Source organism: Nostoc sp. C052 (assembly GCF_013393905.1).
GTDB lineage: Bacteria > Cyanobacteriota > Cyanobacteriia > Cyanobacteriales > Nostocaceae > Nostoc.
In genome coordinates this window covers 753026-768269 of sequence record NZ_CP040272.1, presented here as the reverse complement: position 1 = coordinate 768269, position 15244 = coordinate 753026, and the positions used below count along the sequence as shown (strand labels likewise).

The window sequence follows — 15244 nt, the reverse complement described above, 5'->3', positions numbered from 1 at the left end:
GGTCTGGAATCCTGTATTGTGCATTTGTAGCTTTGTATAAACACCACCTCAACAGTGATTATGCTTTTTTTGGACGGTTATCGGATTTTTTTGGCTAAGTCGCCCAAAGATGACCCCAGGATAAAATATCGTCAGAAAGTGAAACGGCGAATTAATCGCAGTAATTGTATTATTCCTGCTGAACGCATATTAAACTCGTTGCCTTTCCAATTGAATGTTGCACCTATAGGTGAACAGATTATTGATGAACCCAAGCCAACTGTGGAAAAATTAGATGAATTCATCGAGCAAAATCAAGTTAGAGATGATGAAATTCTTGGACAACAATTTATTACCAAAAGTCTTGCAAATCAGTTTGAGTTTGACATAGTAAAGGTGGATGCTCAAGGGAAAATCGTCACCAGCAGTCGGGGATGTGCTGAGTTATTTGCTGAAAAATTGGGTAATGGTGTAGTCATAGAAATGGTGTCCATTCCCAGTGGCAAATTTTTTATGGGTTCATCAGAAGATGAACTAGAGCGTAGTGAAGATGAAAGCCCTCAGCATCCAGTAACTATGCAGAATTTTTGTATCAGTAAATATCCTGTCACTCAAGCACAGTGGAAAGCCGTAGCAGAATTACCACAGGTAAACATTAACCTAGAAGCTAACCCATCAAGTTGGAAAGGGGATAGACGGCCTGTAGAGCAAGTATCTTGGTATGATGCGGTTGAGTTTTGCTCACGCCTTACTGCCTATACAACTCGGCTGTACCGCCTTCCCAGCGAAGCCGAATGGGAATATGTGTGTAGAGCTGGAACAACAACACCATTTCATTTTGGTGAGACAATTACATCAGAACTGGTAAACTACAATGCTAACTACATTTATGCCAGGCGTGTAGAAGGAACCTACAAAGAGGAGACTACAACTGTAGGCAGTTTTAACGCCGCTAACACATTTGGGTTATACGATATGCACGGTAACGTCTGGGAATGGTGTCTCGATGATTGGCATCATAACTATGAAGGCGCACCCAATGATAGCAGTCCTTGGTTTGATAAAAACAATGATCATCTTTCTCAAAAACTTGGAGCAGTCGTAATGCGGGGCGGTTCTTGGTACAACATTCCTAATAACTGCCGTTCCGCGTATCGCCTCTTCAGCACCGATCGCAACAACCACACCGACAAGATTGGTTTTCGTATTGTCTGCGAGGTTGGTAGGCTTATTTAGTAGCTCTTTATACTTTAGTTTTTGCACTTTACACCATTTTGATTCGAGCTTTGAATTACTGACACACAACAAAATGGTGCTAGTATTCACAACAACGACACTTAAAAACGCTCAAGCTAAATCCATGCCAGATTCAGAAGGCCCCAAACAAGTCAATGACAACGACTTACGCAATGACCAGTTTGGCGGTGGGTTGATTAACGGTGGCACAGTAAACACTGAGCGAATTAGCGGCGACATCTACAACATTCACCTTGGGCAGCATACGCTGATGTCAGGTAATTCAGTCCAATCACAGAAGCAACGGCAGCGATTGCAACAAGAAAGAAATTCACTCGAAAAAGCTTACACCCTTCAAAGCCAGAAAGTTGCAAATTTACGAACAGCGTTGGTTATTGAAACTGATGTAACGCGCAAGTTCCAATATGAACACCAGCTTCAGTCAGAAGAACGCACACTGAACGAGCTTGGTGACAAGTTGGATGCAATTGAACAATACTTGCAAGTTACTGATAATTCTGGGGTAGAAACAGACATAAGTATATATATTGAAAGACCACCAATTGAGGACAAATGCTATAAAGCAATCGTACAACCAGGAGCATTGATTCGTCTCAAAGCCCCGCAAAGAATGGGGAAAACATTACTGCTGGAGAAAACCCTAGACTATGCAAGACACCAGGGTTATCAAACCGCAAAATTAGATTTACAACTGGCTGATATTGATGTTCTGGCTAACTTAAAAACATTTCTACAATGGTTATGTGTTGATGTTGCTGACAGTTTGGAGCTAGAACCCCAACTAGATAAACATTGGCAAGAGGTTTTTGGACTGAATAAAAACTGTACTCGTTATTTTCAAAAATATCTATTATCGGTTACTGATACTCCTCTAGTTTTAGCTATAGATAACTTTGAGAGACTTTTTGAATATCCAGAAATTTTTCCTCAATTCTGCTTATTACTGCGGGGATGGTATGAGGCAACGAAACAAGGAGACAAGATTGGTAATATTTGGAAGAAACTGCGGTTAGTGGTAGTTCATTCAACTTAATCTTACCCTTCTTTAGACAGTAATCATTCCCCGTTTAATGTGGGATTGGCAATTGACTTACCCGAATTTAATCTGCAACAAGTAACAAACCTCGCCAAACAACAAGATTTAGGATTCCTGAGAGAAGAAGATTTGGCTCAGTTGATGGAGTTAGTTGGAGGGCATCCTTACTTGATACAATCTGCGCTCGCCCACCTCAAAAGTCAGCAAGTGACCTTAGAAGAATTGTTAAGACTTGCACCAACAGAGCAAGGAATCTTCAGTGACCACTTGCGACAACAACTGTGGCATTTACAACACAAACCTCAGCTTGATATAGGGTATAAAAAAGTAGTGATGACGAATGCACCCGTGAGGTTAGATACTGAAGTTGCGTTCGTTTAAGTTGCATAGCTTGGGATTAGTAAAACTTGTTAAGCTGTTCAGCATTTAAATTGGGTATAATAAAAAACTGAATTCAGTCAAAAAATGGAATAATGCCAGCAAAAAATCATTTAACTTCTCAGCAGATAGAGAAACTACAAAAAGCTTTAAAACTGGAAGAAAATGGAGAAATAAGAGAAAGAATACTAATTCTCTTGTTGCTTAATGACGGGAAAACACAAGCTAACATAGCAGAATTTTTGGGTTGTTCTTTAAATAAAGTATCATATTGGTGTGTACATGGAGACCCAGAGAATCTAGAAAGCCTAAAAGATGAGAGGATGAAGGGAAACCATAAAAAAGCCACAGATAAGTATATAGAAATATTACTAGAAACTATAGATAAAGAACCAGAAGAATTAGGATACGAGTTTGGCAGATGGACAGCGCAGAGATTAGCAACATATTTAGAGCAACTCACAGGCATACAATTAAGTGGTTCTCAAGTAAGGAGGATATTAGAGAAAAAAAGTACGTCTACCTCTGGACAAAATATAGCTTAGAGTCCAAGAGGAATCTAGAAAAAAGAAAAGCATTTAAACAGAAAATAGCAGAGTATTTAAGAATAGAGAAAGAGCATCCAGAACGATTACAGGTATGGTTTTGGGATGAGAGTGGCTTTAGTTTAAGGGTGATAAGAAGAAAATCATGGTGTAAAAAAGGTCACTCTAAAAACGTGAGAGGAGACAGAAGAAAAGGGAGAATTAATGTGATGGGAGGATTAAGGTATTCAGATAAGAAAAGATTTGTAGAATTTATTGATAAAGGGAATGCAGACAATTTTTACAAAGTCCTAAAAATCTTTTATGAAGAAATAGTTTTCGATTGGGTAGAAGCTGGTAATCAAGCTAAAGATTTTGCGGAGAAGGGAGCAAAAATAGTTATTATTCTTGATAATGCAAGTTTTCACAAAAAGCAAGAGTATATTAATAAAATTGAAACAGAAATGCCGAATATTCATTTAGAGTTTCTCCCGGAATATAGCCCAGATTATAACTTAATTGAATTGGTCTGGCACTCGACAAAAGAATATATTGCTAATCGGCTATTTCAATCAATTGAAGACCTAGAATATTTATTACATCAACTTTTAAATGAAGGAGAGTTAATTATTAAATGGGGACGAAAACTCAAAAATAAAGGCGATGCTGTTATCACAATTTAAATGCACAACAGCTTAGTAATGATTGCGTTCCTGGTTGTGATTTGTATCGTCAGTATTTCTCAACTCGTTTGGAGTAGGTAAATCGTGGTTGACCAATAAGTAAGTCGGCGGGAAAATTTATAAGTATGTAACAAAATTTTAACCAGAGAGATTAGAGTTAAATTTAATACGTTGTGTCCTATAATTTCCTCTTTCTCCTCTAGCTTGAACACCATCTATTACTGCGTAAGCAAGATCCAACTCATCATCAAACATTCGTCCTGCTAGTTCATCCTTTTTAAGGTGTTGCCATTCCAATTCAATCGGATTCATTTCGGAGCAATATTTGGGCAAAAAGAAGATGTATAAACCCATCTGTTCCCACTTTGACCATAACTGCTGCACCTGAAGACATCGATGTATCGGCCCGTTGTCCTGCACTATTACTCTGATGCGCCCGATCTTTTGGGCTGACTCCGCTTCTTGCTCCATCATCTGGATATAAGATTTTCTGTCAACACCACCAATAACCAAACCGTAAACAAAGCTGATTATTGGTTGAAAAAATCCAATAATGCTTAATCTACGACCACGACGTTTACTTTGTTCTAGTCGTTTTTGCTCACCTCGGAAGTAATAGGTGTAACCCGGTTCGCTCCATGCACAAAACCCTGATTCATCCAAATACTTCAAGTCTATTTCTCCACTAGCAGCAGACAGTTCTAACATATCTAGGTCTGCTTGCTTTATTTCTTGGACTTTTGGGTCTTGTTTCCCTTTGTGGCTCTTTCTGACTCGTTTCCAAATAACCCCTTTTTTTGAGTACCCGTCTTAATCTGTCGGGACTCAGTTTAATAGAGCGATCTCTCTCTAATTTTTGAGCTAGTTGACGACTGTTATATGTACGTGGCTCTTCTTTGAGACATTCCTCCAAAAATACTATATCCTCTTCGCTATACTTGGTTTTGCCTCCTCTACCTGGGTTATCCCAAAGCCCTTCTAAATCAAGTTTTCGCCATTTATGTAAGATTTCTCTTACCGTTTGAGGAGTCCAATTGAAATGAGCAGCTATTTTTTCTACGTACCAGCCATGTGCATTTAGTCTAATGACCTCTGCTCGGTCTTTAACTTTCTGTGGTACATCCGCAGTTCTTAGGTTTAACAGGGTTTTATCTTGCTCATAGCTTAGGAACACCCTTAGACGAGCGCCCATACTCAGTCACCTCGGTAGATATATTCTCCGTATTTATTTATCTTTACATAGTTTGGTTTTTCCATGCCGACTTACTTACATATTCTCTGGAAGTCTACCTGAAAATGCCAGCACCTACGTCATACGAGAAGCTGATTCACAGTTATATGAAGGTCTGAAGGCGGGAAAGTTTTGTTACGTACTAAATTCAAGACAGAGTGGAAAATCCAGTTTGCGTGTGCGAACCATGCAGCGATTGAGAGATGATGGCGTACAGTGTGCCGCAGTTGACCTTTCTGCTGGAGGTATTCAGAATGTCCCTCCCGAACAATGGTATGCAGATTTAATTGACACGCTTATTGACAGTTTTGGATTAGATTTAGATTTTGGTGATTGGTGGGAGGCGAATCAATTAAATTCATTAGTAACAAGATTCCGCAAGTTTTTGGTAAGGATTCAGGTAGCAGAGTATTGACAAAGGGAACACTTGAGGGGGAGTATCACAAATATGAACCAAAACCTACCTCAAGATTTAGACCGAGAAAGCTTGAACCAGTTGTCGAAGGGAGAACTGGTAGAGATAATTATTGAGCAGAGTAAGGTAATACGTGAGTTACAGAAAATCATTGTAGAACTACAGCAAGAAATAGAGCGTTTAAAAGTTAGTCAAGATTTGGATAGCTCTAATTCGTCGAAACCACAGTCTGGGGACATTTTGAAAAAGAGCGAAAACAAAAAATCACCCCCACAAGAAGAATCAAATCAGCCTCGAAAGAAACCAGGTGGACAGCCAGGACATCAAGGTAAGACTCGTAAGGGTTTTGGCAGAATAGATCGTTATGAAATGTTGCGTCCTACGGATTGTGTTTACTGTGGTCAAAAAGCATTTGCACCCCTAGCATTAATTGTAGAAAAACAAGCGGTAGCGCAACTAGTAGAACGTCCTATAGAAATAGTGGAGTATCAACGTCACACCTGCATCTGTGAGTGTTGTGGCAATTTACAAACAGCCGACTGGCCACAAGAAATGATTCCAGGGCAAGATTTAGGAACATCGTTACAAGCATTTTTAGGGTGGGCAAATAATTATGCACATATGCCCTACGAAAAACAGCAAGAAATGTTATGGGAATTGGGGAAAATTGATATTGGGCTGGGGACGTTAGTTGCAACCAATGAACGGATAACTGGGGCAATTGAACCGAGCGTCATTGAGTTAAGTAGTTGGATAAAACAGACACAACCTAACATTCATGTAGATGAAACACCTTGGTCTGTCAAAGGAATTAAAGAATGGTTATGGGTAGTTGCCAATTCTGATTTCTGCCTGTTTACTGCGGCTGATACTCGTTCACGAGCCGAATTAGAAACAATTCTGGGGGCTAAATATACAGGGGTAATCAGCAGCGACGATTTTAGTGTTTACAATGGTTATCAAGCTTTTGCTCAACAGAAATGTTTGGCTCATCTACGCCGTCACTTCAAAAAACTAATTCAACTTCCCGGTCTTCACAACAAAGCGATTGGCGAAGCTTTTGTTGATTTAATTGATGAAGCTTTTAAGAATTATGCCCAATGGTTTGAGACTCTCAACTCCAACAGTTACAACGATTGGGTCATTCAATTCAAACCTAAGTTGCATTCTTCACTGGATAAATGGATTAACTTGGCAGGAGCTACAGCCGGACAGCTTTTACGCTCTTTACGCATTAAAGCTGATCAATGGTGGTATTTCCTTGACCATCCTGAAGTTCCTCCTGATAACAATCAGGCCGAGCGCTCGCTGCGTTTGGCTGTGACAAAACGGAAAGTTAGTGGTGGTTCCCGTTCGATGGAGCGGTTTCAACACACTGCTAATTTGTTGACGGTAGTATAGACTTGTCGCCGTCAAGGTAAGTCTGTCATTGATTTTTTTGCACAAGCTCTAATTGCTCATTCTAATAATTCTGAGTCTCGCCCTTCTTTACTTCCTCAATATTAGACCTGAATCCTTACAGTTTTTGGAAGAAGTATTACTTGTTGAAGTTCAAGAAGATATCGTTATCTTTATTGATGAAATTGATAGCGTACTCAGTTTAAATTTTCCCACAGATGACTTTTTTGCATTGATTCGTGCTTGTTATAACAAGCGTGTTGATAACCCTGAATATAATCGCCTAACTTTTTGTTTATTAGGTGTAGCATCACCGAGTAATTTGATTGCAGATAAACAGCGTACTCCGTTTAATATTGGTAAAGCTATCTCTCTCAAGAGTTTTCAATTGCATGAAGCTGAACCATTAGAAAAGGGTTTGCATGAGAAGTTTAATAATCCCCAAGCGATAATACAGGAGATTTTGCAGTGGACTGGGGGGCAACCATTCCTGACTCAAAAGCTCTGTCAGTTCATGGTTGAAGAATCTGAAGAAGAAAATCCTCGTTCAGTAGAACAAGTTGTTAGATCGCGGATTATTGAAAACTGGGAATCACTTGATGAACCTGAACATCTGCGAACAATCCAAGCAAGGATTTTGCGGGATGAACAACGGGCAGGGTATTTACTAGAACTGTACCAACAAGTCAGATTGAGTGAGAAAGAAGTTGAGTTCAAGGGGCGACAATCGCCTCTCAACCGTGCAAGCTAAAGGTTTGGGAGGCACAGACCCCTGAAAAAATTTGTGTGTTTATTGAGAATGAACTGTACAGTTATTAAGGGGTTACCTGTAGGGTACAGTTTAATGGTAAAAAAGAACGGTCTCGTAATTTGACCAAGACCGTCGTCATAATGCTGGCATCATTCTACCAAAACTTCTTAGAAAAATACCTAAATAAAGCACAGTTAATCACCCTGAAGATGTTGGTGTGGTTGTTACAAAATCAGAAACAGGTGAAGATAGAAAGGCTGGCAGCGACCCTACCTTTACCTATACAACAAAACAGTCGTAGACGGCATATTCAAAGGTTTTTAACACTAAATGCCTTGAGTGTAGTATTGCTGTGGTTTCCTATCATTGAAGCAATAATTAACCGACATTTTCAAGTAGGGTCACAATTAGCCATTGCAATGGATAGAACACAGTGGAAAGAAAACAATGTGTTGATGGTTAGCGTAATTTACCAAAAAAGAGCGTGGCCAATATATTGGTGTCTGTTAGAGAAAGATGGTTGCAGTAATCTCACTGAACAGCAAAAAGTATTACGCCCAGTAATTCGTTTATTAAAAACGTACAAATTAGTAATTATTGGAGATAGAGAATTTCACAGTGTAGAACTGGCGCATTGGCTCCACAAGCAGAACCTCAGTTTTGTATTTCGTCAGAAAAAGGATACTACTTACCGCCAAAAAGGGCAAAAATTTCAGCCTTTAAGTAGTATTGAGATTTATCCAGGCATCCGCCAGTTTTATCCCAATGTTAAGTTTACTCAAAAACGGGGTTTTGGTAGGTTTAACTTAGGAGTTTACTGGAAACGAAAGTATAGAGGTAAACAAGAAAAAGAAGCTTGGTACTTATTAACTAATTTACCTGATTTAAACACTGCCCTCAAAATATATGGTCAACGTTTTGGCATTGAAGCGATGTTCAAAGATTGCAAAACAGGTGGTTATAATCTAGAAGCTTCTCAAGCCAACCCTGATAGACTTGTACGTTTGATTTTCTTAATTGCTTTAGCTATGACTAGTGCTTGGTTACATGGACAAAGGACTAAATTTCAAAAACAAGAATCATATATTTGTCGTAGCCAAGAAAAAAATAGAAATCAAAAACGTCACAGTAATTTCTGGATAGGTTTATATGGTCAAAATTGGATAGTAGCTTGGCATGAGTGTCAAGCATGGGTCGAGGAACTGGTCAGTTTCATTCGCAATAAGAAAGCATATTATCAGCAAGGTTTAAGGGCTATGAAGCTTATACAGCAAGCTCTTTAGCTCGCTTGTCGCCCCTTGAAGAAGTTGAGATAATAGCAGATGATACTTTGGAGCAAAGCGAGTTACAGCTTTCAGGATTAGTTGTTAGACAGCAAGGGAAGCTGAGAATCTATAACCAGATTTATCGTGAGATATTTGATTTTAATTGGATTGAAAACCAACTAAACAACCTGCGTCCCTATTCTGAGAATTTTCGCTTTTGGGTGGCTTCTGGAGGTGCTGATGACTCACGCCTGCTGCGAGGCAAGGCTTTACAATCAGCAGAAGAATGGGCAAGAGATAAGAACTTAAGTTATCAGGATAAGCAGTATTTAGCAGCTAGTAAAGAGAAAGAAATTCAGGAGGAGATTGCTGTTAAGGAACAAGAGGCTACATTAGAAAGAGAGAGGAAAGATAAGGATGCAACACAAGCCAGAAACCAATTACTTAGTAAGGCTAATCAGAAAGCTCAACGAATAACTAGTATTGGAGCAATTGCTTTAATTGTAACATTAATAGGATCGGCAATTGTAGGATTGTCCAGTAGAAAACAACTTGATGAAACTCACGATGAAGTTGTAGCTGTTCAAAATTTAAACAAACTAGCTGGAGTATTAGAGAAAAATACTGACTCTAATTCTGAAGGAATTACTTTTAATTCAAATGAAGCTTTGAGACTGTCTGCCTTATCTTTTAACGTTAGTAATCATCAACTTAAACAAGCATTAGTTTTTGCTACTACTTCACAAGCACATCAACAGTTAAAAAATCTGAAAGAGGCAGAATCAGAAATTAAGCAAAGTCAGGGGTTATTACAAAAAGCGGATCATAAAGTTTTAGAATCTAAGCAAGGCTTACAAGTTAAGGTATTAGTCCAGAAAAGTCAAGGTGATTTACTAGCCAAAAACAAACAAACCCAGAATGCCATAGCATCTTATACTCAAGCATTTAATATCCTAAAAGCTAATCCCAATGAAACTGATTTCACTAAAGACAATCAATTGCTCACAGGCGAAAATATTGAATCAGTTCATCGGAGTTTAATTAAACTCAGCCTTCAAGATAAAGAATTAAAAAAACAGGTTTAAGAATCCCTAACACAACATTTATATGCTCAACTTGGATATTTTCTGAAGGCAAAAAATTGGGAGTTGGCTGACAGAGAAACAGATAATCTCATGCTTAATATTGCTAAAAGAGAAACAGAAAGATATTTAGATTATAAACAAATTAATAGTTTCTCTTGTGACGACCTGCGAAAAATAGACCAGCTTTGGATCAGCAATTCTGATAACCGTTTTGGCTTTAGTGTGCAAAAGAAAATATGAATCAGCACTAAGAATAGGCTGGGTGTAAAATCTGAAGACTGGAACGACAAAGACAATGAAAATTATTTGCAGTTTGCCAAGGCAGTAGGATGGTATGATGAGAAAATAGAGGACACTACGAGCCGCTCAAGAGGTAGTTTTGTAAGCTACTACGATTTAATAAAGCATATAAAATAAAACTCAGCGTATGGTAGAGGAGGGCTACCTAGTGTTCAGGCCCGTCCCTCAGGGCTAACTTTCCACTCCCTTCTTTTCTCGCGTTGCTATAAGGCTTTCAAAAGTTTGTAACCATTTATTTCTGCCTTATTTTCCACGTAGTAATCAGCATTTCATAAATCCGATACCTGGCGACCCCTTCGGGGAAGTCAAAAGTATCAAGTCAAAAGTCAAAATTAAGAACCTCACAAATAAATTTGAACACTACAGTGATAACGTATATTTGCATTATAGGAATACTTCTTTTTTGACTTTTGATTTTTGACTTCCCCAAAGGGGTTGTCCCAAGGTAAACTCATTTGTCCAGGCGATGACTTTTTCACTTTCATTGATAGTAAAAAGCCAGCCCCAGTAAAACATCCCCCAGTCATATTTACGCTTCCCAAGGTTCGAGGTGAGCTTTACGCTCCCTACAGTCTGGACATTACGCGAGAGAGCGCTTCCCAGAAAGTATTACCATGATTGCGGTGCAGCAAGTGAACAATCTCATGAGCTAACACATATTCCAAGACTGACATTCACTTTTTGCTCCAGAAACTTCAAAATAATTTTTCCCAGCGAGATTTGCAATAGTTTTCAATATCTTCGTCTGTTGTTAGCTTACTAGTTAAATTTCCACTCCGCACAAATAAACAGGGTTGTTTTTTCTGACCCTTGGTTTTGACTTAAATCAATATGTGACTTGAAGAAGATTTTGGACAGTTTGACCACCTTTACCTTCCAAAAATGTATGTCCAACTTTACGTTCCAAAAACGTCCAAAAAATAACATAAAAGAAAGCTAAACTGCTCAAACTATCTCCCTATATGCAAGATAAAGGTTTTGCTAATAGCGATGACAAGGGCGGCAAGCGATCGCAACACTGTAAGAAATCCCAGAAGTTAGGGAAAAGTTGACATCTGAATATTATTTATATGGATTTGCGTCCATATCCTTCTTCCATTTTTGTTATTATGTCCATTTTCTTTATCCAAAGTTGCGATCGCTTGATTAAGACCTTAACGAAGTTATAACTATTTCAGCTTGCAACTTGTCCAACTTCTCCTTCCAAAATCTGTCCAAAATCTTCTTCAAGTCATACAATACTGGACGTGGTGAAGGTTTTACGGTGATGCGACATACATCTTTGCGCTCGACTTCATGGAAGGTGATATCGATTAATGTTGCTAAATCTTTTCCTAGCTCCCGTAGTAATAAATCGTTGATAAGAAATAGCTGATATGATCTGCAAGGCAGGGTCATCATTCCAGCATTGTTGGAGGAAGTCAAAACCAGGATTTTCCCCAATCAGAGAAGCCTTCTTCAGTTTCTCCATTCGCAATAGTCTAGCTTTGGATCTCATGGCGATGTCTTCTGCGGTAAACAACGCCTCATTAGATTTTTGCACCTGATAATTGATTACAGATAGATTCCACTGCTTCTCAAACTTGCTGATTGTTGCCCTCATGCTGGCGTAATACTTGCTGTCTAGCAAATATTGAATTACCCACAATGGGGGGCATTCTCCAACGTTTGCTCTATCCAACCATTCAAATATCTCACTTTGATTTAATGACACGGGCGCGGCGGAACAAGTGCCTTCATTACAGTCTTTCGGCTCAAAACCAGAGACTTGATTTTCTCCCGACAACGAAGCGGAATTACTTTGTTCTACTTCTTCCTCCTTCTCTGACACGCCTTGAACAGACCGAGGCGACGCGCCTCCCAAGGGCGCATGAGCCGTCTCCTCACAGTCCAAAATCTCATTTAGCGTGTCAGAGAAACATCTCACCAACTCATCAAATGAGTTGGTGAGATGTTCCTGGGCAGTTCGTGAGGGTTCACATAACCCTTGCTCTGACTCACTTTGACCTAAAATAGATGCTTGATTCAAAGCACCCATTCCTTCACAGCCAGCATCTTTATCTGAAATCTCAGCATTTGATTCTCGTTTTTGAGAATCTGGTTCTTGTTTTTGAGAATCTGATTGCTGATTTTCAGCATTGGCTTTCTCCCAAAATTCCTTCATCCGACTACCATGTAAATTCTTCACCATCCAGCTAGCCGTTTCCCTACCATCCTGAATCGACTTGTCGGGTTTGAAAATGAACAACCCGCTTTCAGATAGAATTTTCCTCGCAGAGATAAAAGTACTGTACCCCAAAGCAGAAGTTAGCGGCATCCACCGAGAACCATAGGGGTCAACCGTCCAGCACTCCTGCCACAATTGCGTAACTGAAGGCTTGTGTTGCGATGCCCAGAGCAAATCTTCGATGGGAATAATTACATGAAGCCGCTTATACGGGGATTCCTTCTTGCTAACAGCAGCCTTTTTGAGTTTGGGTCTTGCGATAGTTGCAGTCATTTTACAATCTCCTGTTATGTTGACGCACGGAAATTTCCCCCACTGTGATGCGGGGCTTGGTACTTGTATTTGGTTATCTAAAAAGTCACCGGGTCACTGAAAACCTATTGAGGTTGCCAAAACCGCAACTCGTCTCGGAAATACCTATCAGTCTTTTTTGATCTTTCCTTCCAGTGATCCCAAGCCACTATCACCTCATCTTCTAATTCTTCTATCACCTAGCCTCTCTCCACATACAAAGTGCGGTAGGGGTCTGCATGGGCAACGATAGAGCCGATGCCAATGGTGTCTGGTTGAGAGGATGCCTTCTGTAAAGCAGTAATTAAATCAATCTCTTGGGTGGTCAATTCTGCCAAATAATCTGATTTAATTACCTCATATTCTTGCGCCACTGCCCAGTAATCCTGCCAAGTACACCCTGATTTAGCTAGCACTGCCCTAATATCGCTAACAGCCTGAGGCAACATTTCCAGTTGTTCGGCTCGATAGGCGATCGCGGATTGTGTCGGTTCACTCCCCAGAATTATCGCCGCAGCCTCCAATGCTTGAGTATTGTTCATAGCACTGGCAAGGTTTTTCAGTGCCATGCCCATGAGCCGCAGACATTCTTGGGCGTTCTCCTTGGGTGGTTCTTGGGCTAGCGATCGCAAATCAATAGTTTTCTCCAAGGCAAGCTTGACTTGCTTGTTCAAAACTTTGGTCGCTTGCTGGGTCATCGTATTCCCCCACTGTTGAACCGGATGCTGTTGTACGGCGTGTTCTAATTCCTGAATGCGAGAAAGGAGTTGCTGATTCTCAGTCTCCAACTGCCGTAGTGATTCCATCTCGTATAAGCTTTCTTGGGACGCGATCGCTACGACTTCCTGTAACTTATCAGGAGTTTTAACCAGCCGGAGTAAGGGGCGAGTTTGAGAGGGTTTAGTAATCTTTTCCCTAAGTTCCTCTGGCAGAGTATCAACTACTTTCTTCGCAGACAGCAAATCTCTGACCCGCCGATATCCGCCATGTTTGATTAGCTCTTTTTCACAATGGTCCTCAAAGCTGAGATATACACCATCTTTGTAATAGTGGTTGTCTCGCATTAGACGTAGTTCATCTATTGCTTGCCACTCGAACCTATCGATGGCAGTGAAGGTTTCCTGGATGCTGGTGTTGACAACACTGTAATCGAGTGCCGTTGTTTGTTCTCTGTCTAGTGTCAGCATATCTCTTGCCCACTATGTATGGTAAATGCTTGAAAGTTGGGGTGTTGCAGTTTAACCAAAGTGAACTGAGAAGATACTGAAGGGTATTTGCACAAAAATGTGTCAGCATTATAATAAGCTCACTTTGTGATCAACGGATTGAGCAGGCGATCGCATTGCTTTGGTCGGCGGGCGGTCGCTTTTAGCTTTTACGCTGCTTTTAGTAGATCAACTTCTGCACTTTCGCCCAGAATTTTCCTTCTATTAGCTAAAGTCTCTGTTTCTGCTTGAGAATTGAGAGTGACACTTTTTTCTATTCTTAATCTTTTGGGTGGCTCACCTTCCTCAAGCAAGTCTCCAGGCTTACAATTAAGGGCTTCACAGAATCTTGCTGCTGCATCTAATGTCAGTGATTTAACCTTATTTTGTTCAATTTTTTGGATGAACTGAGGACTATAACCAGTCTTTCTAGCTAGGTCATTTTGAGAAAGACCCGCAGCCTCTCTCAATTTTTTTAATGCGATAAACACAATCATCCTCTCCAAATAATACTCCTATTATAGTGGTACTACTATTGGATGTAAACATATAGGACTTACATCTATTGGTATTGGAGTTGCTTATGTGCAACCAATAGTAGTATTACAAATCTCTATACTAAAAGTAACTACTACCTTATTGACTACTACCAATAGGTGTACTAATATTGTGTACATGAGGGTAAGAAAAACGAACCGTCTGCACCCGAACGCAATCAAGGGTTCGCAAGCCAAATTACCAAACATTCACTCATTCAACTAACCACAAAACCAATTGCCACCGGGACTAGCAGCCGGAAGCCAAACTTGTAATGCTCAAGCCAACGAAGATGATCTCGATGACCTACCAAGTCTTAAAAAACTGGTTATTTGCTAATCACCCTGTCTAGAAATCTTTTTTGCAGCAAAGCTGAATTCATTAGAGTGCCTTGTTCCTAACACAGCACTCTGCCAGAAAACAAAGGCGACCGCCCACCATGAAAAAGTTTGCGATCGCAATCTCATGCCCTGACCGTGCCTTAACTATCAACGAGAACTTCACCAACGAGCCATTTACTGAACTGTAGGTGATTCCAGTCACAAGGCATTCGTGAGAGGTTAAGACGAAATCATTTTTGTCAATTAGTAACTCTGCGGAAAATTTGCTAAAAAAGTGAGTATTAAATAAAGCTTTCTACTGAATTTGGATGCAAGAACGAATGATCCTTTTAAATATGACG

10 protein-coding genes and 5 pseudogenes are annotated in these 15244 nt (G+C 39.9%); 9 read left to right on the top strand and 6 right to left on the bottom strand.

Annotation, left to right across the window (positions count from 1 at the left end; translation table 11 throughout):
* Positions 1-60 precede the first annotated feature (60 nt).
* The 3 genes and pseudogenes from FD723_RS03200 (at position 61) to FD723_RS03190 (ending at position 3857) form a co-directional block, all read left to right on the top strand.
* On the top strand, positions 61-1215 hold the full coding sequence (locus FD723_RS03200) for a formylglycine-generating enzyme family protein (protein ID WP_218651785.1): 1155 nt from the start codon (positions 61-63) through the stop codon (positions 1213-1215).
* Between the two features lie 73 nt (positions 1216-1288).
* A pseudogene (locus FD723_RS03195) lies at positions 1289-2653 on the top strand (AAA-like domain-containing protein).
* A 92-nt stretch (positions 2654-2745) separates the two neighbouring features.
* Positions 2746-3857: pseudogene (locus FD723_RS03190) on the top strand (IS630 family transposase).
* A 138-nt stretch (positions 3858-3995) separates the two neighbouring features.
* On the opposite strand, the gene FD723_RS03185 reads toward FD723_RS03190, so the two are convergent.
* A protein-coding gene (locus FD723_RS03185) for an IS630 family transposase (RefSeq protein WP_256875017.1) occupies positions 3996-5049 on the bottom strand; the annotation gives its coding sequence in 2 pieces (ribosomal slippage) (positions 3996-4655 and positions 4657-5049; 1053 coding nt in all).
* Positions 5050-5101: 52 nt separating this feature from the next.
* On the opposite strand from FD723_RS03185, the gene FD723_RS42070 reads away from it, so the two are divergent.
* The 6 genes and pseudogenes from FD723_RS42070 to FD723_RS44085 all read left to right on the top strand — a co-directional run bounded on the left by FD723_RS42070 (position 5102) and on the right by FD723_RS44085 (position 10242).
* On the top strand, positions 5102-5503 hold the full coding sequence (locus FD723_RS42070; protein WP_218651784.1) for a hypothetical protein: 402 nt from the start codon (positions 5102-5104) through the stop codon (positions 5501-5503).
* Between the two features lie 33 nt (positions 5504-5536).
* Positions 5537-7009, top strand: a pseudogene (locus FD723_RS03175) (IS66 family transposase).
* A gap of 13 nt (positions 7010-7022) precedes the next feature.
* A pseudogene (locus FD723_RS03170) lies at positions 7023-7589 on the top strand (AAA-like domain-containing protein); the annotation flags it as partial.
* Positions 7590-7792: 203 nt separating this feature from the next.
* The gene (locus tag FD723_RS03165) at positions 7793-8935 is read left to right on the top strand and encodes an IS4 family transposase (protein WP_179064058.1); all 1143 of its coding nucleotides are present in this window, start codon (positions 7793-7795) and stop codon (positions 8933-8935) included.
* Positions 8936-9138: 203 nt separating this feature from the next.
* The gene (locus FD723_RS03160) at positions 9139-10002 is read left to right on the top strand and encodes a hypothetical protein (RefSeq protein WP_179064057.1); all 864 of its coding nucleotides are present in this window, start codon (positions 9139-9141) and stop codon (positions 10000-10002) included.
* Positions 10003-10065: 63 nt separating this feature from the next.
* Complete coding sequence (locus FD723_RS44085; RefSeq protein WP_372743786.1) at positions 10066-10242, top strand: GUN4 domain-containing protein; 177 nt, start codon at positions 10066-10068, stop codon at positions 10240-10242.
* 626 nt (positions 10243-10868) lie between these two features.
* Here the strand turns inward: FD723_RS44085 and FD723_RS44080 are convergent.
* The 5 genes and pseudogenes from FD723_RS44080 to FD723_RS03130 all read right to left on the bottom strand — a co-directional run bounded on the left by FD723_RS44080 (position 10869) and on the right by FD723_RS03130 (position 15105).
* Positions 10869-10976: a YgjP-like metallopeptidase domain-containing protein gene (locus FD723_RS44080; RefSeq protein ID WP_179064056.1), complete on the bottom strand. Its 108-nt coding sequence runs from the start codon at positions 10974-10976 to the stop codon at positions 10869-10871.
* A gap of 620 nt (positions 10977-11596) precedes the next feature.
* Positions 11597-12802: a hypothetical protein gene (locus tag FD723_RS03145; RefSeq protein ID WP_179064055.1), complete on the bottom strand. Its 1206-nt coding sequence runs from the start codon at positions 12800-12802 to the stop codon at positions 11597-11599.
* A 104-nt stretch (positions 12803-12906) separates the two neighbouring features.
* Positions 12907-14007, bottom strand: a pseudogene (locus FD723_RS03140) (hypothetical protein).
* Positions 14008-14195: 188 nt separating this feature from the next.
* Positions 14196-14522 carry a helix-turn-helix transcriptional regulator gene (locus FD723_RS03135; RefSeq protein ID WP_179064054.1) on the bottom strand — a complete coding sequence of 109 codons (327 nt, stop codon included), beginning with the start codon at positions 14520-14522 and terminating at the stop codon, positions 14196-14198.
* A 421-nt stretch (positions 14523-14943) separates the two neighbouring features.
* Positions 14944-15105: a hypothetical protein gene (locus tag FD723_RS03130; RefSeq protein ID WP_179064053.1), complete on the bottom strand. Its 162-nt coding sequence runs from the start codon at positions 15103-15105 to the stop codon at positions 14944-14946.
* Between the last annotated feature and the right edge of the window lie 139 nt (positions 15106-15244).

What these genes read in the sequence shown, in the direction of transcription:
- FD723_RS03200 (WP_218651785.1), top strand. Translation starts at nt 61, where the DNA reads ATGCTTTTTTTGGACGGTTATCGGATTTTTTTGGCTAAGTCGCCCAAA.
- FD723_RS03165 (WP_179064058.1), top strand. Translation starts at nt 7,793, where the DNA reads ATGCTGGCATCATTCTACCAAAACTTCTTAGAAAAATACCTAAATAAA.
- FD723_RS44080 (WP_179064056.1), bottom strand. Translation starts at nt 10,976, where the DNA reads ATGTCAGTCTTGGAATATGTGTTAGCTCATGAGATTGTTCACTTGCTG.
- FD723_RS03145 (WP_179064055.1), bottom strand. Translation starts at nt 12,802, where the DNA reads ATGACTGCAACTATCGCAAGACCCAAACTCAAAAAGGCTGCTGTTAGC.
- FD723_RS03135 (WP_179064054.1), bottom strand. Translation starts at nt 14,522, where the DNA reads ATGATTGTGTTTATCGCATTAAAAAAATTGAGAGAGGCTGCGGGTCTT.